This window comes from Mesorhizobium sp. M1307, assembly GCF_040318155.1.
Classification (GTDB): domain Bacteria; phylum Pseudomonadota; class Alphaproteobacteria; order Rhizobiales; family Rhizobiaceae; genus Mesorhizobium.
The window spans coordinates 152,458-170,434 of sequence record NZ_JAMYLR010000005.1 but is presented as its reverse complement, the minus strand read 5'-3'; the positions used below and the strand labels follow the sequence as shown (position 1 = coordinate 170,434).

12 protein-coding genes and 2 pseudogenes are annotated in these 17,977 nt (G+C 63.2%); 8 read left to right on the top strand and 6 right to left on the bottom strand.

Annotated features, from left to right (window positions below):
- Positions 1–150 precede the first annotated feature (150 nt).
- Both NKH16_RS09215 and NKH16_RS09210 read left to right on the top strand, forming a co-directional pair.
- Complete coding sequence (locus NKH16_RS09215; RefSeq protein WP_352743818.1) at positions 151–1,746, top strand: ABC transporter substrate-binding protein; 1,596 nt, start codon at positions 151–153, stop codon at positions 1,744–1,746.
- 93 nt (positions 1,747–1,839) lie between these two features.
- Positions 1,840–3,435, top strand: coding sequence for an ABC transporter substrate-binding protein (locus NKH16_RS09210; protein WP_352743820.1), 1,596 nt, complete (start codon positions 1,840–1,842; stop codon positions 3,433–3,435).
- Positions 3,436–3,516: 81 nt separating this feature from the next.
- Here NKH16_RS09210 and NKH16_RS09205 read toward each other — a convergent pair whose 3' ends face one another.
- A complete protein-coding gene (locus tag NKH16_RS09205) occupies positions 3,517–4,953 on the bottom strand; it encodes an FAD/NAD(P)-binding protein (RefSeq protein ID WP_352743821.1) in 1,437 nt (478 codons plus the stop codon).
- A gap of 184 nt (positions 4,954–5,137) precedes the next feature.
- On the opposite strand from NKH16_RS09205, the gene NKH16_RS09200 reads away from it, so the two are divergent.
- Both NKH16_RS09200 and NKH16_RS09195 read left to right on the top strand, forming a co-directional pair.
- Positions 5,138–6,496, top strand: a complete 1,359-nt coding sequence (locus tag NKH16_RS09200) for an LLM class flavin-dependent oxidoreductase (protein WP_352899105.1) — start codon at positions 5,138–5,140, stop codon at positions 6,494–6,496.
- Entirely contained in the window at positions 6,493–7,584 is a 1,092-nt protein-coding gene (locus tag NKH16_RS09195) for a rhodanese-like domain-containing protein (RefSeq protein ID WP_352743825.1), read from the top strand. The genes NKH16_RS09200 and NKH16_RS09195 overlap by 4 nt, the downstream gene beginning before the upstream one ends.
- A gap of 36 nt (positions 7,585–7,620) precedes the next feature.
- On the opposite strand, the gene NKH16_RS09190 is transcribed toward NKH16_RS09195, so the two are convergent.
- The 5 genes and pseudogenes from NKH16_RS09190 to NKH16_RS09170 all read right to left on the bottom strand — a co-directional run bounded on the left by NKH16_RS09190 (position 7,621) and on the right by NKH16_RS09170 (position 13,746).
- On the bottom strand, positions 7,621–8,883 hold the full coding sequence (locus tag NKH16_RS09190) for an FAD-dependent oxidoreductase (RefSeq protein ID WP_352743826.1): 1,263 nt from the start codon (positions 8,881–8,883) through the stop codon (positions 7,621–7,623).
- Between the two features lie 5 nt (positions 8,884–8,888).
- Positions 8,889–9,826: pseudogene (locus NKH16_RS09185) on the bottom strand (acyl-CoA dehydrogenase family protein).
- A gap of 18 nt (positions 9,827–9,844) precedes the next feature.
- Positions 9,845–10,881 (bottom strand): annotated as a pseudogene (locus NKH16_RS09180) (ABC transporter substrate-binding protein).
- A gap of 9 nt (positions 10,882–10,890) precedes the next feature.
- The gene (locus NKH16_RS09175; protein ID WP_352743828.1) at positions 10,891–12,075 is read right to left on the bottom strand and encodes an LLM class flavin-dependent oxidoreductase; all 1,185 of its coding nucleotides are present in this window, start codon (positions 12,073–12,075) and stop codon (positions 10,891–10,893) included.
- 60 nt (positions 12,076–12,135) lie between these two features.
- The gene (locus NKH16_RS09170; RefSeq protein ID WP_352449709.1) at positions 12,136–13,746 is read right to left on the bottom strand and encodes an ABC transporter substrate-binding protein; all 1,611 of its coding nucleotides are present in this window, start codon (positions 13,744–13,746) and stop codon (positions 12,136–12,138) included.
- Positions 13,747–14,060: 314 nt separating this feature from the next.
- On the opposite strand from NKH16_RS09170, the gene NKH16_RS09165 reads away from it, so the two are divergent.
- The 4 genes from NKH16_RS09165 to NKH16_RS09150 are packed head-to-tail and all read left to right on the top strand — an operon-like array spanning position 14,061 to position 17,971.
- Positions 14,061–15,047 (top strand): ABC transporter permease, encoded by a 987-nt coding sequence (locus NKH16_RS09165; RefSeq protein WP_352899101.1) that lies wholly within the window; start codon positions 14,061–14,063, stop codon positions 15,045–15,047.
- Positions 15,047–16,045: an ABC transporter permease gene (locus NKH16_RS09160; RefSeq protein WP_352471358.1), complete on the top strand. Its 999-nt coding sequence runs from the start codon at positions 15,047–15,049 to the stop codon at positions 16,043–16,045. Before NKH16_RS09165 ends, NKH16_RS09160 begins: the two co-directional genes overlap by 1 nt.
- Before the next feature lie 2 nt (positions 16,046–16,047).
- Positions 16,048–17,046: an ABC transporter ATP-binding protein gene (locus NKH16_RS09155; protein WP_352743832.1), complete on the top strand. Its 999-nt coding sequence runs from the start codon at positions 16,048–16,050 to the stop codon at positions 17,044–17,046.
- A complete protein-coding gene (locus NKH16_RS09150) occupies positions 17,024–17,971 on the top strand; it encodes an ABC transporter ATP-binding protein (RefSeq protein WP_352743833.1) in 948 nt (315 codons plus the stop codon). Before NKH16_RS09155 ends, NKH16_RS09150 begins: the two co-directional genes overlap by 23 nt.
- Positions 17,972–17,977 lie beyond the last annotated feature (6 nt).

The window sequence follows — 17,977 nt, the reverse complement described above, 5'->3', positions numbered from 1 at the left end:
GAATGAAACGGTCGTGCGAAGCGGTGCTTTCGGCAGACGATAGAAAATCATTCTTCCGGTTTTGCGGCGTGGCAGGGATCATCGCGTCGAGGCGCCGGAGTGTGTTCGGCCGCCGGATGCCATCGAAGCCGTTTTCCGGAGCTCAAGGCCATGTCTGTCAATCGTCGTCATTTCAACCAGCTGCTGTTGCTTGGCGGTGCGAGCTTCGCATTGCCCGGGGTTTCCTTCGCTGCCGAAGGAACGCCGGTCCAGGGTGGCACGCTCAACTGGGCCTACTATCCCGACCCCACGTCGCTGATTGCCATCAACACCTCGTCGGGCACCGGCCAGGCGATCGGTCCCAAGGTGAATGAAGGTTTGCTTGATTTCGCCTATGACCTCAGCCCGAAACCGCTACTGGCGACGGAGTGGTCGATCAGCGATGACGGCCTGCGCTATACCTTCAAGCTGCGCGAGGGCGTCAAATGGCATGACGGCAAGGACTTCACGTCGGAAGACGTTGCCTTCACCATCTTCCGGCTGAAGGAGGCGCATCCGCGCGGCCGCATCACCTACCAAAACGTGACGGCGGTCGAGACGCCCGATCCGCACACCGCCATCATCGTGCTGTCGAAGCCGGCGCCCTATCTGATCACGGCGCTGAGCAGTTCGGAATCGCCGATCGTGCCGAAGCATGTCTACGAAACGTTCAAGCCGGCGGAGCAGCCCAAGCTGGAGCAGACGATCGGCACCGGTCCCTTCGTGCTCAAGGAATGGGTGCCCGGCAGCCATCTGATCTTCGACCGCAACCCGGACTATTGGGACGCGCCCAGGCCTTATCTCGACCGTGTCGTGCTGCATGTCATCCTCGACCCGGCCGCACGCTCGGCGGCGCTTGAAACCGGCGAGATCGATATCGGCGCCAATCCCGTGCCGCTGGCCGACATCGAACGGCTGAAGGCAAACCCCGCTCTGGTCGTCGACACCAACACCTACGCCTATTCCGGCCCACAGCAGCAATTGTTCTTCAATTACGAGAACGAAATCCTGACCAAGCGGGACGTGCGCCTGGCCATCGCCCATGCGATCGACCTGCAGAAACTGGTCGACATCGCGCTCTACGGTTACGCCCAGGTGTCGCCGAGCCCGATCAGCACCGCACTGCCCAAATGGTACGACCCGAGCATCAAGGCGCGCGAGCCCGACCCCAAACTGGCGGAGAAACTGCTCGACGATGCCGGCTACAAGCGCGGCGCCGACGGCAAGCGCTTCAAGCTCCGGCTCGCCTACAACGCATTCCTGCCGGCGTCCTATGCCGACTTCATCAAGCAGTCGCTGGCAGCCGTCGGCATCGATGCAGAGATCCTGAAGCTCGATCTGTCGACCTTCCTGAAGACCGTCTACACCGACCGTGCCTGGGATCTGGTCGTCGAATCGCTGTCGAACACCTTCGATCCGACGCTTGGCGTCCAGCGCGCCTACTGGTCGAAGAACTTCAAGATCGGCCTCGTCTTCTCCAACGCCAGCCACTATGCAAATCCCGAGGTCGACCGGATCCTCGAAGCCGCGGCGGTCGAGCCCGACGAGACCAGGCGGCGCGAGCTCTGGTACAAATTCCAGCACATCATCCATGACGACGTGGTGTCGGTCGATCTCGTCGCGGCCGGCGCTCAGATCGTCGCCAACAAGAAGGTCCGGGATTTCGCGCCCGGCGCCCAAGGCATCAACAACAGCTTCGCGCAGATCTGGCTCGCGCCAAACGCATAGGCGTTCGGATCGCCTTGGCTGGGATCGGCGCGTGAACGGCCGATCCCGACTTTTCTCCATGAAGACAAATCGCGCAAACGCGGAGTACCGACCATGACCATCAACCGACGCCTGTTCAATCAGTTCTTGCTGCTGGCCGGCGCGAGTACCGCGCTTCCCGCCGGGGCCTTCGCGCAAGACGCAAAGCCGGTGGCCGGCGGCACGCTCAACTTCGTCTACTATCCGGAGCCCAACCAGATCGTTTCCATCAACACCAGCGCCGGCGGACCGGCCACCATCGGCCCGAAGATTTTCGACGGCCTGCTCGCCTACGACTACGACCTCAATGCAAAGCCGCAACTGGCCACCGAATGGTCGATCAGCGATAACGGGCTCGAATATGTCTTCAAGCTGCGCGAGGGGGTGAAGTTCAGCGATGGCCACGACCTGACATCGCAGGACGTGGCCTTTTCGATCTCGCGGCTGCGCGAAGCCCATCCGCGCGGGCGCATCACCTTCCAGAACGTCACCGACATCGACACGTCGGACCCGCATGTCGTGAAGATCAAATTGTCGAAACCGTCCGCCGCGCTGATCTCGGGGCTGGCCGCGACGGAATCACCTGTCGTGCCCAAGCACATCTACGAGAAGCTGAAGCCGGCCGACGATCCGTCCTTCGAGCAGATCATCGGCAGTGGACCGTTCGTGCTCAAGGAATGGGTGAAGGGCAGCCACATCATCGTTGAAAAGAATCCGACCTATTGGGATGCGCCCAAACCCTATCTCGATCGGATCATTTTCCGCTTCATCACCGATCCGGGCGCGCGCGCCGCGGCGCTCGAAACGGGCGAGGTCGACATCGGACCGAACCCGGTGGCCTTCGCCGACCTGGAGCGTTTCAAGTCGCTGCCGCAATTCGTCGTCGACAGCACGGTCTTCGCCTATAGCGGCCCGCTGCACCAACTGATCATCAACCTCGAAAACCCGATCCTGAAGGAGAAGAAGGTCCGTCAGGCAATCGCGCACGCGATCGACCTCGACGCAATCAATGCAATCGTGTTTTACGGTTATGGCCAGGTGTCGCCGACGCCGATCAGCGTCGTCAATAAGAAGTATTTCGATCCCGACGTAAAGGCCGCGACCGTCGATACGGCATTGTCGGAAAAACTGCTCGACGAGGCCGGCTTCAAGCGTGGGGCTGACGGCGTACGCTTCAAGCTCAGGCTCACCAACAATCCCTACAACCCGTGGGGCTATGCCGACTTCCTCAAGCAGGCGTTGGCCAAGATAGGCATCGATGCCGAGATCGAAAAGTTCGACTTCGGAACCTATGTCAAAACCATCTACACCGACCGCGCCTGGGATCTGTCGACGGAGTCCTGCGGCAACATCTTCGATCCGAGCGCCGGCGCGCAGCGGCTCTACTGGTCGAAGAACATCAAGAAAGGGCTGCCGTTCTCCAACGGCGCGCACTATGAGAACCCGGAGGTTGACCGGTTGCTGGAAGCCGCATCGGTCGAGCTCGACGAGGCCAAGCGCAAGCAGCTGTTCTTCAAGTTCCAGGAGATCATCGCCGACGAGTTGCCGATCATCAATCTGATCGCGCCACCGACCATCATCATCGCCCGCAAGACCGTCAAGAACTATGCGCCTGGCGCCGAAGGCCTGTCAGCGAATTTCGCCGACGCCTATCTCGACCCGAACGCCTGAATCTGCCGGGCAATCATGAGAGAAGGGCCGCATAGAGTTGCGGCCCTTTTCGTTTCTTCCATTTTCGCAAAGCTGGTAAGTTCAGGCCAAAGCACGCAGCCTTGGGCTGGCGCCGACCAGAAGGCCGGCAAGGGCTATGGCCTGCGCCAGTTGTTCGCCGATTGAGCTCGATTCCCAGGCGACGCCGCGCAGCGGATGGCCGATGGCGAACAGATTGCCATGGGTCTCGCCATCACGGGAAATCACCTGGCCGTCATGTGTGGCGTCGATGCCGAAGGCGGTCGCATGCGGCCTGACGATGCCGTTCTCGAGCAGGTTCTGGACGAATGGATCGGAGATCCGCCGCCAATCATGCTCCTGATGGCCGCGGCAGTTGACGACGCCGTCGAAACGCAGCCGTTCGACCGCGCCGGTATCACGCCAGCGGATTTCAGCGACGATGCCATTTGCCTGCGGATGGAGTGCCAGCACTCGTCCCGCTCCACCCGTCCAACGGCGTTCGCTTCGCGCCCGTGCCACGCGCTCAAAGCTCGGTGGCGCCGCGCGGTGCGCGGTGACATCCCAGAAGGCGCGCAGATGGCGTGCGAACTTCAAGCGCTCCCTGTCGGTGGCGCCTTGCCACAAGGCCAGGATCCACGGCCGGATCGTCAGCGGCAGCCCTTGCCAGTCCAGGCCGGTGGTTTCGATTGCCCGGCGTTCGGCCTTGACCAGTGCGAGAAGCGCCCTGGTGGTTTTCGGCAGCGGCCGCCCGGCGAGGAAGTCGCGCCAAGCCTCGGTGTTGCGCCGAGGTTCGACGATCTGTCCGCGCCGCGACACGACGCGATAACCGCCCTTGAAGCCGCGCGCCTCCATGCTGGCGACGACGTCGACCATGCTGAGGCTGGAGCCGATCAGCAGCAGTTCCTTGCTGCCGGCGAGCCGATCGAGCGCCGCCGAATCCCAGGGATTGGCGACATAACGGGGATTGCTGACGACGGCTGCTTCCGTGGTGGACGGCTGGCTCTGAAAAACCCCTGTCGCCAGCACGGCCTTGTCCGCCAGCAATTGCTGGCCGTCGCTGGTGCCGACGCAGACTCCGGACGGACCGGTCAGCATGTCGACGGCGGATGCCTTGATGTGGCGCAGCGAAGAACGCGGATCTGCTTCTCTGATCGCTCTCGTCAGTTCCGACTGGACATAGCTGCCGAACAGCCAGCGCGGCGGGCTTGAGTCCGGGACATCCTCGGGCGGTGTCCAGCCGTGCTCCGGCCCATTCGCCATAAGCCAGCGAACGAGGTGATCGGGATCGTCCGGATGCAGCGAGAAGATGCGCGCCGCGCCGTTGACGAGGTGTTGTGGATCGACGGTGCTATAGGCAACGCCGCGACCAAGCTGGGCCCGGCGCTCGATGATGGTGATTGCCAGCGGCTCAGTTGAACGGTCGAACAGCTTGATCGCGGTAACCGCGCCGGCAAAGCCGCCGCCAATGATGATGATTGAACGCGGGGCCGAACGCGGGGAGGAAGGGGTATGAAGCATCAAGAACCTTTGCGATGCCGGTGGTCATGGCTCTAGCCCATCGCCCCGGCAACGACCATCGTGCTTTCCCGTAACCCGATGTCAAAAAACAATAATTGCCGGCTGGCGAAAGGCATTCTTTCACTCAGCGGGTTTGGCAGGCGTTAGATAGGAACGCCCTTCGCGACCAGCCCGAGAACCGCCGATGACTAAAGATCGAAAGATAAGGCTTGGAGCCTTTGTTCGCGGGCCGGGCCATCATGTCGCTGCCTGGCGCCATCCCGATGTGCCTGCCAATCCGGGCCTGAGCTTTCGGCACTATGCGGACGCCGCGCGCACTGCCGAGCGTGGCCTGTTCGACATGGTGTTTCTGGCCGACAGCCTGAGCGCGCGCAATGGCGAGCAGCCGATCGAGACCTTCGAGCGCACCGGCCATGTCGTGCATTTCGAGCCGCTGACGCTGTTGGCGGCGCTCTCGACCATCACGCAGAGGATCGGGCTCGTTGCGACCGCCTCGACCACCTATTGGGAGCCGTTCCACTTGGCGCGGCTGTTCGCTTCGATCGATCATCTCAGCGGCGGCAGGACAGGCTGGAACATCGTCACCTCGGCCGACGCGCCGGCGGCGGCGAATTTCAGCCTCGACCAGCATCCCGTTCATGCCGACCGTTACGCCCGCGCCGAGGAATTCGTCGCTGTCGCGCAGAAGCTTTGGGACAGCTGGGACGACGATGCCTTCGTCGCCGACAAGGCTTCGGGGATCGCCATCGACCGGCGCGGCATCCACGCCCCGGACCATGCCGGCCGGCATTTCCGCGTCAAAGGGCCGCTCAACGTCGCCCGCCCGCCGCAGGGCCATCCCGTCATCGTTCAGGCCGGCTCTTCCGATGCCGGCCAGCAGCTGGCGGCGCGGACGGCGGAGGTGGTTTTCACCGCCCATCCGACCATCGAATCGGCCCGAGGTTTTTACAGCGAGCTGAAAGGCCGGTTGGGCTCCTTCGGTCGCTCTGCCGATTCTTTGAAGATCATGCCCGGCGTCTTCCCGGTCGTCGCGCCGACGCGCGCGGAAGCCGAGGACAAGTTCGATGCGATCCAGCGGCTGGTCGATCCGGTGGTCGGCGTCGCCCTGGTTTCCGGACTGCTCGGCGGCATCGATCTTTCCAGCCACCCACTCGATGGGCCGTTGCCCGAACTCGGCAGTTCCGATTCTGTGAAGAGCCGCCTGAAAGTCGTTTCCGAATTAGCTGCGAACCGGAACCTGACCATCCGGCAATTGTATCTCGCCGTTGCCGGCGCGCGCGGCCATTTCCAGATCGTCGGCACGCCAAAGGATGTGGCCGACATGATGGAGGAGTGGTTCGCCGGTGGCGCGGCGGACGGCTTCAACGTCATGCCGCCGATCCTGCCGACGGGCCTCACCGATTTTGTCGACCTCGTCATTCCGGAGCTGCAGCGGCGGCGTCTGTTCCGGACTGCTTACGAAGGCGGGACGTTGCGCGAGAACCTCGGCCTTGCGCGTCCGATCCGTGGCGCCGCTGAACAGCAAGAGAGGAAAGCATCATGAGCGACAGGACGATCGATTCGAAAATGTTTCGCCAATGGCTGGCGGATGGCGAAGAACTGGCGGTGCTAGACATTCGCGACAGCGCGACTGTCGGATACGCATCGCCGCTGTTCGCCACCAACCTGCCCGCGGCTCAGGTCGAGGCCGAGATCGACCGCTTCATCCCGCGCAAATCGGTGCGCACCGTGCTGGCGGACGACGGCAGCGGCGTTGCCGAGCAACTTGTCGAACGACTGGTGGGGTATGGCCGTACCCAGCTGTTTTCGCTGAACGGTGGAATTCCGGAATGGACGCAAAGCGGCGTTGAAGACCTGCCGACCTTCGATACGCCGGGCGTCGATTTTTCGCTGGCGATCCGCGACGAGAAGGGGACCCCGGTCGTCAGCGTTGAAGAGCTCGCGGTGCTCACAGGCCCAGGCGCCGAGGTGGTGGTGCTCGACAGCCGCACGGTGGCGGAGTTCGAAAAGGACCATGTGCCGGGCGCCATCAGCGTGCCGGGCGCCGAGCTGGTGCTGCGCTTCGCCGACCTGGTGCCGTCACCGGAGACGCAGGTTGTCGTCTCCTGCGCCGGCCTGCCGCGCGCCATCATCGGGGCGCAGACACTGATCGATGCCGGCGTGCCCAACCGGGTCGCCTATCTGCACGACGGCACCAAGGCATGGCGCGAGGCCGGTCTTGCACTCGAAACCGGCAAGACCGCAATCTATGGTCCGGCAAGCGAGGATGCCAAGCGTTTCGCCGGGGAGCACATCGCAAAGCTTGCCGAAGGCGACAGCTTTCCCCGCATCAATGCGGCCACGGCCGCGAACTGGGCGAAGGACGAAAAGCGGACGACCTACCTGCTTGACGTGCGCACGCCCGACGAGTTCGCCGAAGCGCATATTCCGGGGTCGATCGCGTCTGAGGGCGGGCAGTTGCTCGGTGTCGCCTATCGCACCATCGCCGTGCGCGGCGCCCGCGTCGTGCTGATCGACGATCTGCTCGGTGTCCGCGCGGCGACGACGGCGCATTGGCTGCAGCGGCGCGGCTTCGAGATCGCGATCCTCTTGTATGACTTCCAGTCGGCCAGCCTGGTGGAAGCGGCGTAGGGCAGGCGCACTGTCAGGCGATTTTTTTCGGGGCCACTATTCGGCGGCTTCCGATTGGCGGCGACGGCCCGCCAGCACGTTCTTCTGCATCGCCGTCAGCGAAGACCGCACGGCTTTGGCGCCGTGCTCCAGCATCTTGGCCTCATACTCCGACAGCGCCTGGAGAAGCGGCTTGTCGCCGCGTTTGGCGGCCACCAACTCCGGCACCAGCAGCCCGGCGTCGTAGATCGCGGTGTTGCCGCCAAGCGCGCGAAAATAGGTCATGGCGAGGATGGCATCGCCAAGCAACGTCACCGGTTTCGTCGGCCAGGGATCGACAGGCTCGGAGCTGTGGACATGAAGCAGCGCCACCGTAGATGGGTCGGTGTAGCGGATGAGGTTGAGGATTTCCGGGTGCCAGTGGGCGATCTTCGAGATCAGCAGGTCAATCAGTTCTGAACCGGAGAGCTTTGCCAGCGCGTCGTCCGTGGCAAGTTCGTTCTTTTCATAGGCGGTGTTCCACCAGACATAGCTGGTGGTGTTGTTGAAATGGAAACCGGAAAAATCCTTGTGGGTGGCGTCGTCCAGCCCGATCAGTCCATGCTTTCGGAATGCGTCGACATTGACCCTGTGGCTGGTGACCATAAGCCCATGACCTTCGGTTGGCCTGACGCCGGCATTGTAGTCGAGTAGCAGCGGCGAGATCTGGTGAAGGGCTGCGGCATGAAGCGTCATCTTGCCGGCCAGGCGCCTGACGCCGGTGTCGAAGCTTCGCGCATGCGGCACCAGTTGCTGGCGCACGCGCGAGCGGGCGCCGTCGGCTCCGACCAGCACGTCGGCATGGATTGCCGAACCGTCCTCGAAATGCGCGACGACCGAACCATCCGGCTGCTCGTCGTAGCGTGAAAAGACCTTGCCATAGCGCATGATGCCGTCGAGGCCGGACAACAGCACCTGGCGCAGCGTGATACGGCTTACCGATTTTTCGATATGCGTGTCGTCGGCCTCGCCCGGCGCGTTGCCGCCGCCCCAGGCATCCTCGCCCAGGATGTTGAAATTCTCGTCGAGCAGGATGTTGCGATCCGGCGCCTGGCCGAGCGTGGCGACAAAAGCGTCGTAGAGTTCCGGCGGCAAATTGGCGATCAGGGAATCGATGCCGCGCTGGCGGATGCGCAGACGAAAACCCTGGACATAGTCGGTGCGGGCGCGGTCCTTCTCGAAGACCGCGACACTGATGCCGTTCTTCTTCAGGCCTTGCGCCAGTGTCAGGCCGCCGGGGCCTCCGCCGATGATGGCGACTTCGACATGTTCTGTTGTCATAGCGCTCAACCGACCGCCGCGAGCTTGGGCTTGCCCGCGGCAATAGCCGGTGTCTCGGCCAACTGCCAGGCGATATGGCGGCTGAGCGTCGCCTTGGCGGCGATCGTGCGGATCATGTGGTTCTGCGGTGCGTGGGAACGGGCGGTCAGCGCATCACGGTGGTGGCGCTCAAGCTGGAAATCTCTGTTAAGGCCTGGATTGCCGGCAAGCTCCAGCGCCAGCGAGGTGACGGCAACGGCATTGTCGATGACGACATGCCTGACCGTCATTCCGTCGGTGTGTCTTCGGCAGGAACCGCAACATTATCCAGAATGATGTCGTCGCTGGCCGTCGCCTGCATGCCGGCGGCGTTCCATGTCTTTTCGACGCGCAATCCGGGCGCGTCGGTCGGCACCAGGAATGAAGCGAGACGCGGCTGCGGCTCGTCGGTCAGCGCCAGCAAGTTCACCCATTTCAGAATAGGAATGCCAGTGACGTAGTTCTTGTGGCCGGATATCCGCCAGACATTGCCGACGCGCCGGGCAATGGTTTCGGGCGGCTTGCCGTGGGCGGGCGAGCCAATCCGCGGCTCGGCTTGCGCGGCGTTGATCAGAGCAGGGCCAAGACGGCCGGCCTCGACAATCCGCTGAACCAGATGGCTCGGCCATTTTCCGGATTTCCGCATCGCATACTGGCTATTATAATGCGTGGCCAGCACCAGCGCCGTCGACGGCTCGCCACGGCCAATCTCGGCGATCACCGCCTGTGCTTCCGTCAGCCCGCCACCGAAGCCGCCATGTTCGCGCGCCGTGACCAGGCCAAGCAGCCCCGCCTGGCGAAGCCGGTCGAAATTGGCGAATGGGAATTCCCCGGTCGCGTCGTGATGCGCGGCGGTCAGCGCGAACTCGTCGGCAAGGCCGGCCACTTTCTCGAGGAGTTGCGGAAACTCGGCAATTGTCGACATCATGACGTTGGCTTTCTCTCAGGCGGCGGCGCGAATGTTCACCAGATCGAGCGGCCGGCGATCGACCCAGTGCTCGACGTCGAAATCGCCGGCGAGGAAGCCCCAGTCGCGCAGGAAATTCTTGTAGTGGGAAACCGCTGCGACGAGCTCAGGCTGCAGTCCGAGGCCGAGATGCTTATGGACATCCGGACCATTGGCGGCCAGCACCTGTTCCTCGGTGGCCCCGGCTTCGCGGGCAACAAAGCGCTGCGTCTCTTCCGGATGCGCCTCGGCCCAGGCACTGGCGCGCAGGATGGTCTCGATCAGTCGCGCGACCAGATCGGGGCGTTGTTCCGCCAGCAGTTCATCGACGGTCAGCACGCGCGGCGAACCGGAATTGATGCGGATGTTCGGGTCGGGGTGGAAGCCGAATTCCACGACCTGGATGGCGCCGATCAGATTGGCGACATTGATGCCGGCCGTGCCTTTGACATAGATGGCGTCGACCTCGCCCCGGATCAGGGCTGCGGCTTCCTCGCCATAGGCCTGCTTGCGCTTGAGGCCGAACAGCGACGGTCCTTCCTGGCTGTCGAGCACGCTGTCGGCCAGCGCTATGTCGACGATCTCGACGTCGCCATAGCCAAGGCCCTCGAGCGAGAGCGCCGAGACCAGTCCCTTCAACGCCGTCGCTCGCATGAAGTCGACGATTCCCTCGGGGCGCCGGGCGATGCCGAAGCGGCGGCCTTTCAGGTCCTGGGTGTCCTGATGCCGGAACCGGGCAGGGCGATGATTGCCTGGAATTCGTCGGTCCAGGTGATGCCGACGAGACGCGTCTTGCGCGCTTCGGACCGCGCGCGGATCGGCGGCACGTTGCCGCCGTGGCGGAACGACCAGTCGAGCGTGTGGTTGAAATGGCTCTGGCGGATGTCGCGATTGGGCGAATCGATGATCGACTTCAATTCGATCCCCTCCTTGCGAAAGGTCTCGTCGAGAAGCCCGAGCTGTGCGGCGAGCCCGACAGGCGTCGGCACCGGGCAGCGTGTGTACCAGATTTCGGAGATCGCAGTCGCGGTCATGATTGCTCCTTAGGCGTTGCGCAGGCCAGCCTGCTTCATCAGCGGCAGGATGTTCTCGCCGAAGAATTCGAGGTCAGGCTTGAAATCGAAGAAGGACAGTTGCAGGCCGTCAATGCCGGCGTCCTTGAGCTTGACGAACTGGTCGACGATCTGTTCGGGCGTGCCGATGAGATAGATGTTGCCGCCGACCTTGGCGTAGGGATCGTCGCGGCCCTCGCGTCCTTTCCAGGCCTGGGCATCGCTGTTGAAAGTCTGGAAGCCTTTCGGCGTGCGGCTGTCGGCATGGGCGACGATCTCATCGGCGACCGCCCAGGCTTCCTTCTCGGTCGGCCTGCTGATGACCAGCGGGTTGAGCAGCGTGCGCACCTTGCGGCCGACGCCGAGGGCTGCGTCCTTCACCTTCTTCGTATGCGCCGGCAGCGCTTCCAGCGCGCTGGCGATGTCGGAGCCGGCCGGGCTGGTGACGAAGACGATGTCGGAATAGCGGCCGGCAAAGGAAATGCCGGCATCGGAGCCAGTGGCGTTGACCAGGATCGGCCGGCCGTAATTCGGCTTCGGTGTGACGAAGCCGCCATTGAGCTTCCAGCTCGATTCTCCGGAGAATGAGAAATTCTCGTCGTCCTGCCACAGTCGCTGCAGCACTTCGACGAACTCGGCGGCGAGTTCATAGCGGCGGTCGTGCTCGATACGGTTCCAGCCGAACATTTCATGTTCGACGGCGCGATGGCCGGTGACCACGTTGATGCCCCAGCGGCCGCCGGAGATGTGGTCGAGCGTGGCGCCGAATTTCGCCAGATGCAGCGGATGCCAGGGACCGTAGAGAACATGCATGGTCGAAATCAGCATGATCTTCTTGGTAATCGCGGCCATCGCCGCCACGGACACGAAACTGTCCAGCGCCTGGCCGTTGAAGACACCGCCATAACCGCCCTTGGGCAGCCACTGGCTGAGCGCGAAGACGAGGTCGAAGCCAAGCTCCTCGGCCTTCAACGTCAGATCGCGATTGTAGTCGAAGCGCCAGTCGGTCGAGCGCGGCAGCGTCGAGTTGGTCCAGCCACCTGCCTGGATCGGCAGGAACAGCCCGATTAGCACCGGCTGCTGAAGCGCTTTCGACAGCGGGCTGTCCGGATAGTCGGTCGGCGCCTTGAAGAAGGGCGTGCCGACGATGGAACCAGGCTTGTGGGCGAGCGTCATGGCGAACTTTCTCGGGTGGAGGAAGGGAACCCGCGCGAAGGACCGCGCACGGGTCAGGGCTCAGGCGACGATATGGGCGGTTGCGAGGGAGCCGGCATTGCCCTCGGCGCCCACCGTGTGACCGGCTATGCGCCTGTTGTAGAGGGTGATTTCCGGTTGGCTGACGATGCCGATATCGGGCAGGTCCTCGACCACAATCTGCTGGATCGCGGCCCATTGCTCGAAGCGCTTTTCGTGGTCGACCTCGACGGCGGCCGCTTCAAGAAGTTCGTCGACCTTGGCATTGCTGTATTTCGAACCGTTGGAGAACGGCACGCCGGGTTTGAAATTCTTAGACCAGTAGAGGCGCTGTACGCCTACCGTCGGGTCGAACAGATTGCTCATGCCGTTGAAGGTGAAGTCGAAGTCGCGGTCGGTGTAGATGCGCTTGGTGTAGGTGGCGAAATCCTGGCTGCGCACGGTGACCTCGATCCCGACCGCGGCCAATGCCTGCTTGATGTAGTCGGCGCCGCGCTTGTAGGTTTCGCCGCTCGGGACATAGTCGTGGACAAGCTTGAGCCGGGTACCGTTGGCGTCGCGCGGCAAGCCTGCTTCATCGAGCAGTTTATCGGCGGCGGCCGTGTCGACCGGATAGGTCTTCAGGTCGGCGATGAACCACTTCTTCAGATTGGGGTTGATCGGGCCTGGAATGGTTTCGCCATAGCCATAGTTGATCGTCTCGCGGATGACGTTGCGGTCGATGACATGGGCGAAGGCACGGCGGACGCGAACATCCTGGAAATAGGATTTCTCCAGGTTGAACTCGACCCGGCTGATGCCATTTGAATATTGGTAGCCCTGTTCCTCGAAGCCGATATGCGGCAGCGTCTCAAAACGCTGCAAATCGCTGTACGGAATCGGCGTTGCCGGCGCCAGATCGATCTCGCCTGTCTCCAGCGCCAGCGCGCGCGCCGAAGCGTCCGCGATGAAGCGCACGATCAACCGGTCGAGATAGGGGCGCGGTGCGTCCCAGTAGTCAGGATTGCGTTCGTAAACGATGTGGCTGCCGCGCACCCATTCCTTGAAGACGAACGGGCCGGTGCCGACCGGAGCGACGTTGACCGGATTTTCGGCTGCCTTTGTGCCGTCATAGAGGTGCTTCGGCACGATCGGCGTTTCGGCCGCGGCCAAGGCCGTGATCAGGTAAGGCGCCGGCCTCGACAGGACCAGCGTCACGGTCAGCGGATCCGGCGTCTGGATGTCTACAAGGTTGAGGAAGGTGTTGCGGCCGCGCGGATGAACCTCTCTGATCGTGGTGATCGAATAGGCGACGTCGGCGGCGGTGAACGGCTGGCCATCATGCCACTTCACGCCTTCGCGCAGCTTGAAGGTGTATTGCAGCCCATCGTCACTGACTGACCATTGTCTGGCCAGGGATGGGCGCGGCGTGAGATCGAAATCATAGGTCAGCAGGCCTTCGGTGGTCTTTGCCGAGACGTAGACCGAATTGAATGCCGTGTGGGCGATGGTCGTCAGCACAGGCGGCTCAGCCGAGAGCACCAGCGTCGCCGTTCCACCCTGTTTCGGCTCGGCGGCGTAGGCGCTGCGCGATGCAGGCAACAGGGTCGCTCCGAGCGCGGCTGCCGAGATGCCGAGGAACCTGCGGCGGTTCGGACTGAGGAAATGAGACATCGCGTCCTGGTCCTTTTTTGCTGCCGGACCCGATCGACCGATCGTCGGCCACCAGGTTAAAAATCCGTTGTTCCAAGAGCGGGTCCGTTTGCGAAAAGATTTGGCCGACCTGCTCCCGCGCTTAAGATTTCATGCTTCAAACAGCTAAGTTTGTAGTATGAAATAAAATTCTATTCTGCAATGAAGCCAATTGCAGGATAAAATTTCTTAAATCAGGTTTGACAATGTCTATAAATCTTGTCAACTAAAAAGCGCGGAACTTTCCGGGAAACAGCAAACCCGCATCGTCAGCCACAGCCGGGATAGCGAAAACGATGTCGACCCTGACGCGCATTGGCAGAACCTTCCGGCGCACCGCCATCCAGGCGGTGCCGACCGTTCTGGGCATCGTCATCCTGAATTTCTTCCTGCTGCAGCTCGCGCCCGGCGACGCCGCCGATGTCATGGCCGGCGAGGCTGGCTCGGCCACTGTCGAAACGATGGCGGCGCTTCGCCAGCGCTTCGGGCTCGACAATCCGCTTCTCGTCCAGCTGTTCAACTATCTCTACAATCTGGCGCATTTCAGCCTCGGCTTTTCGCCGCGCTACGGCATGCCGGTCGCCGACCTGATCGGCCAGCGGCTGCCCGGCACGCTGGTGCTGATGGCGGTGGCTCTGGCCGTCGCCATTGTGCTCGGCCTCGCCCTTGGATCGGTGATGGCGGTGTTTGCCGGGCGCCTGCCGGATCGTGTGCTCTCCGTTATTTCGCTGCTGTTCTATTCAATCCCGGGTTTCTGGATCGGCTTGATGCTGATCGTGCTGTTTTCGGTCAAGCTCGGCTGGCTGCCGAGCGGCGGCTCGGGAACCATCGGCAGCAACCTGACCGGCCTTGCCGGGCTCTGGGACAGGGCGCGCTACATGATCCTGCCGGCACTGTCGCTGGCGCTGTTCTACGTGGCGATCTATGCGCGGCTGACACGAGCGGCGATGCTGGAGGTCCAGTCGCAGGACTACGTGCGCACCGCCGCAGCCAAGGGCCTGCCGCCGGCCATCATCACCATTCGCCATGTCCTGCGCAACGCGCTGATCCCCATTACCACCATGGCCGGCATGCATGTTGGCGGCATGCTCGGCGGCGCCGTGGTTGTCGAGACCGTCTATTCCTGGCGCGGCCTCGGGCGTCTCGCCTTCGAAGCGGTCATGGGCCGCGATTTCACCGTGCTGCTCGGCATCCTTCTGTTGTCGTCGCTGCTGGTCATCATCGCCAACGCGACCGTCGATCTTCTGCACGCCTGGCTCGATCCCCGTATCGGAGTACGCTGATGGCTTCCACCGATTTCGCCGCGGGCGATGCCCGTTCCCGCCGTCTCCATGCCGATGCTCGCGGGCCTGCGGCACCGCCTGAGCCCGAGGCAAAGAGCTGGAGCAATCTCCACGCGCCCGACGCACGCTCCGCTTCGGCAGCGTCGGTGCCGATAGCCGCTGGCGGGCGTGCGCTGAAGGTCTTCCTGCGCAATCCCAATGCCATGTTCGGCGTGGTGTTCCTGTCGTTGGTCGTGCTGGCCGCACTGCTCGCACCAGTCCTCTATCCGGCCGATCCGCTATCGATGGTGGCCCGGCCCTTCCTGTGGCCGGGCCAGAACCCAGCCTTCCCGCTGGGCACGGACTCCATGGGCCGCGATGTGCTTTCCGGCATTCTGCATGGCGCGCGGATTTCGCTGTTCGTCGGCCTGGTGGCGACCGCGCTCGGCCTCAGCTTCGGCATCCTGGTCGGCGCCGCCGCCGGCTACTTCGGCGGCTGGATCGACGACCTGCTGGTGCGCCTGATCGAGATCTTTCAGACCATACCGAGCTTCGTGCTTCTGGTCGTCATGGTGGCGATCGCGCAGCCGACCGCGCCTGTCGTGACAGTGGCGATCGCCGTCATCACCTGGCCGACGGTGGCGCGGTTGACCCGCGCCGAGTTCCGGGCCATCCGCGAGAAGGATTTCGTCATGGCCGCCCGCAGCCTCGGCTACGGCCATGTCCGCATTATCTTCCGCGAGATCCTGCCCAATGCGCTGCCGCCGTTGATCGTGACCTCGTCGGTGATGGTGGCGACCGCGATTCTGATGGAATCGGCGCTGTCCTTCATGGGCCTCGGCGATCCCAACGTCGTCAGCTGGGGCTCGATGATCGGAGCGGGCAGGGAATTGATCCGCACCGCTTGGTATCTGACAGCGCTTCCGGGACTGGCGATCGTCTTTACCGTGCTGGCGCTGAACCTGATCGGTGACGGCCTCAACGATGCGCTCAACCCGCGTTTCTCACAGGAGCGATAGAGATGGCGGCTCCTTTGCTCAGGATCGACAATCTGACGGTTCGCTTCCCGACCACCGAGCCGGTCAGCCGGCTGAGCTTCGAGGTCGGTGAGGGCGAGACGCTGGCGATCGTTGGTGAATCAGGCTCCGGCAAGTCGCTGACCGCGCTCGCCCTGATGCAGCTTCTGCCGCGCTCGGCGAAAATCCCCAATGGCAGGATCGAATTCGCCGGCAAGGACCTGCTCGGTCTCGACCAGAGGGCTATGCGGAACCTGCGCGGACGCGAGATCGCCATGATCTTCCAGGAGCCGATGACGTCGCTCAATCCGGTGCTGACCATCGGCCGGCAGATCACCGAGGTGCTGACGCTGCACGAAGGCATACGCGGCAAGGCAGCGCGGAGCCGTGCCATCGAGCTTCTCAATCTGGTGCGCATTCCCGATCCGCAGCGGCGCATCGACGACTATCCGCACCAGCTTTCCGGCGGCATGCGCCAGCGCGTCATGATTGCCATCGCCGTTGCCTGCCGACCGTGCCTGCTGATTGCCGACGAACCGACGACGGCGCTCGACGTGACCATCCAGGCGCAGGTGCTCGACCTGCTCGATACGCTGCGCCGCGAACTATCGATGGCTGTAGTGCTCATCACCCACGATCTTGGTGTCGTCGCACAATGGGCCGACAAGGTCGTCGTCATGTATGCCGGCCGCAAGGTTGAACAGGCGCTGCCCGGCGTGCTGTTCAGAACACCCCTTCACCCCTATACGCGCGGCCTGTTGGCGGCGTCGCCGCGGCTGAAGACCAATCTCCACTACCGCGACGCCAGGCTGACGGAGATTCCCGGCAGTATCGTCTCGGCCGCCGGCGAAAAGGGCTGCCCGTTCCGGCCGCGCTGCGCGGTGGCGCGCGACAGTTGTGCCCATTTCGTACCCGCCCTCGTCGAGGTGAGCGAGGATCGTCTAGTCGCCTGCCCCTACAGCTTCATTCCGGAGGTTGCGCATGGCGCTGCTCTCGGTCTCTGACCTTTCCACTCATTTCCACGCCCAGGGCGGCACGCTGCGCGCCGTCGATGGCGTATCCCTCGAAGTCGGACGCGGCGAGACGGTTGGTCTCGTCGGCGAAAGCGGTTGCGGAAAATCGACGCTAGGCAAGACCATCATGCGGCTGGTCGACCCGACTAGCGGCAGGATCGAGTTCAACGGCACCGACATCACCGTTCTCGACGCGCGCCGGCTGAAGGCGGCGCGCCGTAATATCCAGATGATCTTCCAGGATCCGTTCGCATCGCTTAATCCGCGCCACACGATCGGCGACATCCTGACAGCACCACTGAAGGTCCATGGCATCGGCAACACGGCCGAGCGGCGCACCATCGTCGAGGACATCATCGAGCGTGTCGGTCTGCCGAGGGATTCGCTTGGCCGCTACCCGCATGAATTTTCCGGCGGGCAACGCCAGCGCATCGGCATCGCCCGGGCGCTGATCCTCAATCCGGAACTGGTCGTCTGCGACGAGCCGGTCTCGGCGCTCGACCTTTCGATCCAGGCGCAGATCCTCAACCTGTTGGTCGACATGAAACGTCAGCTCGGGCTGTCCTATCTCTTCATTTCGCACGATCTATCAGTCGTCCGCTATTTCGCCGACCGGGTGCTGGTCATGTATCTCGGCCGCATCGTCGAAAGCGCCGACAATTCGACGCTGTGGACCTCGCCGAAGCATCCCTACACGCGCGCGCTGATGGATGCCGTGCCGGACCCGGCGCGCCGACGTCAGGCCGCGCCGATCCATGGCGATCTGCCAAGCCCGCAGAACATCCCCAGCGGCTGCCGTTTCCATACCCGCTGCCCGCTGGCGACCGATCTGTGCCGTTCGCAGGAACCGGCGTTCCGGGCGATCGCGCCGGGACACCATGTCGCCTGCCACTACGCCGAACCAACCATCAACTGAAATTCA